The sequence below is a fragment of the Pedobacter sp. 10L46_2 genome (genome assembly GCF_056395165.1).
Map to the genome: position 1 here is coordinate 1 of NZ_JBFTIZ010000368.1, position 4,395 is coordinate 4,395.

A 4,395-nucleotide genomic window follows, 5' to 3' on the forward strand; every position below is an offset into this window, starting at 1 on the left:
CGTCTGTTGTGATAGGCGCAATGGTTTCATTGAACTGGCTACTCAAGAGGTTTACATCAAGCCCAAGGTTTTTGCTTTCCAGAAACTTGAAGTTTCCATTAAATGACCCGGTGTATTTTTTTAAACCTGTTTTTCTGATAATACCCTGCTGATCCTGATAGCCTAGTGATGCCCGATAGGTGTTCCCATCGCCGCCTCCACTAAAACCAATAGAATAGTTTTGGTTGTATGCAGTGCGCGTAATGGCGTCCATAGCATCTACATTGCTTCCAAAATCACCACTTGTAAGTCCATATTTATTCAATGCCGAACGATAGCCATCGCCGTCTAATACATCAATCTGGCGCATGATATTGGAAACACCAGTGGAAGCATTAACATCTAACTTTACACCACCGCTGGCGCCTCGCTTTGTTGTAATTAAAACTACACCATAGGCAGCCCTTGATCCGTAAATGGCTGTTGCGGATGCATCTTTAAGAATTTCCATAGAGGCGATGTCATTCGGGTTAATAAAGTTTAAAGGGTTTCCACCTGGTGCAGCACCAATACCTCCTCCCGGAGAGCTTTTAACCCCTCCAACGGTGCTTGGACTGGCCGATGGTCTGGCTGAACGACCATCAAGAGCAATTCCATCAACTACATATAAGGGTTGTCCGGAACCAGTCATGGCTGTGTTACCTCTTATCCTTACTGTTGTAGAACCTCCGGGTTGGCCACTGTTATTGATCATTTGTACCCCGGCAACCTTACCCTGAATGAGTTGGTCAGGTGCAATGAGCGGGCCTTTATTGAAATCTTTTTCGGCTAAAGTGGCTACTGCTCCGGTAAGGTCTTTCTTTTTCACCGATCCGTAGCCTATTACCTGAACCTCACTTAAATTATTTGCAGATTGTAATACAGGGTTTATTACATTTTTACCTGCAATTTCGACAGTTAAACTTTCCATGCCGACATAACTGAAGATCAACCGTTTTGCAGTCTGCGGGACTTGGATGGAGTATTTTCCATTGCCATCAGTAAGTGCTTTAACGTTTGTGCCTTCAACACTGACTGTAACACCAATTAAGGTGTTGTTGTCTTTATCTGATACTGTACCTGTAACTACTGACTGAGCTAAAGCTGCTGAACTGATCACTAATAGCACAAGTAGAACTACTGCTTTTTGCAGCATACGTACTCCGGGCCTGTTTTTTAAAACAATGCCGGTACTTTTTAATAAATAGTAATTCATCGTAAATTTTAGTTAGATTATTAGAATAAGAGTTGATTACAGTGATGATCAAAGTCTGCCCGACAAAAGCAAAGCGCATATAAATTCCCCGACGCGAATACGCCAAGAAAACAAGGGCCTGATTTTGCAGGATATACTACCTTAAGGTAATATCAATACAGAACTTAAGATTAGCCGGCTATTCTTTATTGGGCTTGTAAAGATGAATTAGCTGGACGTAAGAAGTAAGCTTAAATAAGCTTAGGTGGATAAAACGTAGGTTCATAAAGGTTAGGATTAGGATGATTAAATAGGGTTAGGGGGTGTTGGGGTTAACTATAGACGCTTTTTAGTCATATCTGTTCGTTAGTGTTAGGAATTGAGACAATATTTGGTGTATTAAATTTAGAAAAATTTTTGGGAACTCTGCTAACTAATAAACTGCAGGTTTATTAACGAAAAGGATAAGCTTTGGTAGTCCTCATTTTTATTCTAATAATTTTCTGATTATAAGTGCCTTTTTTAAAAATAAAAAGGCATTTTTGCACCCGTAAAATAGTGAAAATCATGTAAAGAATTTAGTGCATATGGAAGAGGTAGTTGTTGAAGAAATCGTAAAGCTTTTAGAGCTTCAAGACGATGCGCAATTAAAGGCTTATTTAGATGATCTGAATATTTCAGATGTAGAACATCTGATAGACGAACTCCCCCAGCATGCAGTAAAATTTATTGAAACTTTATCTGTTAAAAGGGCCGTAAATGTATTCCGTATTCTTGATTTTCCTACTCAGGAAAAGATCATTAAAAAGCTTCCAGGCAATAAGTTAGCTGAGTTAATCAATTTACTTCCACCCGATGACCGTACTTCACTTTTTAGTGAACTGAAAGGTGATGCTGTTAAAAAGTTGATTATTCTTTTACCTGCCAAAGATAGAGTAGAAGCACTTTCGCTGCTAGGCTACGAAGAGGATAGTGTGGGTAGGTTGATGACGCCAGACTATGTTGCAGTTAAAAAGGATTGGACGGTAACACGAGTGCTTTCGCACATCAGGCGTTATGGCAAAAACTCTGAGACCATTGATGTGATCTATGTGATCGATAAAGACGGTGTACTGTTAGACGACATTAGAATAAGGGAGATTTTACTTGCTGATCCGGAAGCCAAAATCGGTGATCTTACAGATCAGCGCTTAATTGCTTTAAAAGCAAGCGACCATCAGGAAGAAGCCATTAATATATTTAGAATGAACAACAGGGTAGCATTACCGGTTGTGGATGAGAATAATGTATTGCTGGGGATAGTTACCGTAGATGATATTCTATGGATTGCAAACGAAGAATATACCGAAGATATACATAAAATTGGGGGTACCCAGGCTTTAGATGAACCTTATTTGGATATGCCCATACTTGGTTTGTTTAAAAGAAGAATAGGCTGGCTTGTTGTACTTTTTCTTGGAGAAATGCTTACTGCAACTGCGATGGCACATTTTGAAGCTGATATTGCCAAGGCGGTTATATTGGCCATGTTTGTTCCGCTAATTATTTCAAGTGGAGGAAACAGTGGCTCGCAGGCATCTACTTTGATTATTCAGGCCATGGCACTTGGCGAGATTACTATTGGTGATTGGTGGAGGGTAATGCGCCGGGAGATTATCTCTGGTTTGATGCTGGGGATTGTATTGGGTACAATAGGGTTCTTAAGAATCTTTGCCTGGACTTTCTTTACCGATATGTATGGCCCACATTGGATGCTTATAGGTTTAACAGTTGGAGTAGCCTTGGTAGGGGTAGTATTATGGGGCTCGCTTTCAGGATMAATGCTTCCTTTGTTACTTAAGAAACTTGGGGCWGACCCTGCTACGTCATCTGCTCCGTTTGTAGCCACCCTGGTGGATGTAACGGGCCTGATCATCTATTTCTCTGTAGCAGTGTTGTTTCTTACGGGAGTGCTGTTATAAAGGACAAAATAGGCCGTTCTATTCAAAGACGGGCATCTGTTGCCCGCTGCGCTGAATGGTCAACAGCGCCTAGGTCTTTTCTTAGAAGACCGATTTTTTGGAGGCATAATGCATAATTTAGAAATAAAAAAAGAGGATGATCATTTGTGATCATCCTCTTTTGATTTTTAAAAGTCAAAAATCTAAACGTTAAAACGGAAGTGCATAATATCTCCGTCTTCAACAACATAGGTTTTTCCTTCAACACCTAGTTTTCCGGCATCTTTACATGCATTCTCAGAACCCAGTGTTACGAAGTCGTTATATTTAATTACCTCAACACGGATAAATCCTTTTTCAAAATCTGTATGAATTACACCGGCAGCCTGAGGCGCGGTGAAACCTTTTGTGATTGTCCAGGCTCTTACTTCCTGTACACCTGCCGTAAAGTAAGTATATAGGTCTAGTAACCTGTAGGCAGCGCGGATCAGTTTATTTACACCCGATTCAGTTAAGCCAAGATCGGCCAGGAATTCCTGGCGTTCTTCGTAACTTTCAAGCTCAGCAATTTCAGATTCAATTTTAGCAGAAATCACCAGAACCTCAGCATTTTCATCTTTTACTGCTTCTTTAACGCGCTCAACATAAGCATTACCGGCTTTTGAGTAAGTAAGCCTAGATCCTGAATAAATTCAAAATCTTCAGCAGAAACTGCAGCAGAACGAACTGATTTTCCGCTCTCGATATGAGACTTTATTATGCTTAGGATATCGAAGGTTCTTTTTGCATCTTTATCGGTTTTAGCCATTTTTTCGACCTTCTGGATACGTTTGTCAACAGTATCCAAATCCTTAAGCTGTAATTCAGTATCAATAATTTCTTTATCGCGAATTGGGTCTACCGATCCGTCAACGTGAATCACATTTCCGTCGTCAAAGCAACGTAAAACGTGGATAATAGCGTTTGTTGCTCTAATATTACCCAGGAATTGGTTACCAAGACCTTCACCTTTTGAAGCCCCCTTTACCAAACCAGCGATATCTACAATCTCAATTGTATTTGGTACAATCCGGTTGGGATTTACGAGTTCTGCAAGCTTAGTTAACCTATCATCAGGAACTGTAATAACACCAATATTTGGTTCTATAGTACAGAAAGGAAAGTTAGCGGCTTGAGCTTTTGCGTTAGATAAACAGTTAAATAAAGTGGATTTTCCAACATTTGGTAAACCAACTATACCAC

At 40.2% G+C, this 4,395-nt stretch carries 2 protein-coding genes and 1 pseudogene; 1 reads left to right on the forward strand and 2 read right to left on the reverse strand.

The genetic code is table 11. The features are described from left to right. On the reverse strand, window positions 1-1,234 hold a 1,234-nt coding region (locus AC1DDX_RS25045), incomplete at its 3' end, for a TonB-dependent receptor plug domain-containing protein (protein WP_477622793.1). A 566-nt stretch (window positions 1,235-1,800) separates the two neighbouring features. On the opposite strand from AC1DDX_RS25045, the gene mgtE reads away from it, so the two are divergent. Beyond that, on the forward strand, window positions 1,801-3,174 hold the full coding sequence (mgtE, locus tag AC1DDX_RS25050) for a magnesium transporter (RefSeq protein ID WP_477622794.1): 1,374 nt from the start codon (window positions 1,801-1,803) through the stop codon (window positions 3,172-3,174). A gap of 182 nt (window positions 3,175-3,356) precedes the next feature. Here mgtE and ychF read toward each other — a convergent pair. Further along, a pseudogene (gene ychF / locus AC1DDX_RS25055) lies at window positions 3,357-4,395 on the reverse strand (redox-regulated ATPase YchF); the annotation flags it as partial.